The following is a 1,148-nucleotide window of genomic DNA, read 5'->3' as shown; positions in this document are numbered from 1 at the left end:
TACTCTACCCGAAGATTTTGTTTCTGAAAACAAAAAGGCTGAACTTTGAGCTACCACGCATCAAACCAGCCTTTAAGGATGAAACAAATCATCAAAGACGAAATTATAAAATTGTTGGGTAAAATCCCATTAGCCAAGAACTTAGCGAGAAAGAAATTTATATCTTCCTTTCTATTAGGTTTAATAGATAGTCGAAAAGTGCAATTTCAAGAGATTGCATTTCATATTGAATCAGATGCAAAAGTTGAATCTATAGAACGTACTATTCAGTCATTTTTCAAGGATTACGATTTCGACTATCAACAAGTTTGTCTGTTATTATCATTATTTTTACCCAAAGGGAAGTTTACCTTATCCATTGACAGAACAGAATGGGACTTTGGGGCTTATCAATGTAACGTTTTAATGATTGTAGCCCAAAATGGTTCTATCGGTATTCCTCTTTATTGGAAATTATTGGATAACAAATCGGGTAATAGTAATTGTCAAAATCGCAAAGATTTACTAATGAAACTTATTGAAGTTATCGGAGTAAATCGGATTAATGTAATTATTGGTGATAGGGAATTTATTGGTCAAGAATGGGTTAAATTCCTTAAAGACAATTATATACCCTATTGTATGCGTGTCCCAAAAAGTCATTTATTTACGCTTAAAAATGGAAATACCTTTTCAATAGTAGAGCTTTTAGAAAATCAATCAGAACGATATTTTCACGATTGTATGGTTGATGGCGTTTGGTGTAATGCTATGATAAAAAGGTTGCCATCGGATGATTATTTATTTTTAATAAGCGATTTTCCCGCTAAAAAAATAGGTGCGATTTATCGTAAACGCTGGTGCATAGAAGTTTTATTTCAGACTTTTAAAGAGCGAGGATTTGATTTGGAATCAACCCATTTGAAGTGTCCTAAAAAGCTAAGTAAACTATTAGTTTTTGTAAGCATTGCTGTTGCTATATGCCTTAAATTTGGCGAATACTATCATCAAAAAGTACAAAAAATAAAAACTAAGCCACATGGATATAAAGCCAATAGCTTTTTTAGAAAAGGTTTGAACGTGATAAGGAGGGGATTAAAGAATCCTACCAAAACCTTTATGCAACTCTGGACTGAATGTATTAATATATTCACCAAATGGACAAATAT

The 1,148-nt window shown here is 32.1% G+C and carries 1 protein-coding gene; it reads left to right on the top strand.

All coding sequences use genetic code 11. The annotated features are described in order from the left end of the window. Positions 1–78: 78 nt before the first annotated feature. A partial coding sequence (locus tag VB776_RS24465; protein ID WP_323699468.1) for an IS4 family transposase occupies positions 79–1,148 on the top strand: 1,070 nt, incomplete at its 3' end.

It is taken from the genome of Arcicella gelida (assembly GCF_034931025.1).
GTDB classification, from domain to species: domain Bacteria; phylum Bacteroidota; class Bacteroidia; order Cytophagales; family Spirosomataceae; genus Arcicella; species Arcicella gelida.
Note: the sequence above shows the minus strand (reverse complement) of the source record. Positions and strands in the feature narration are given on the sequence as shown.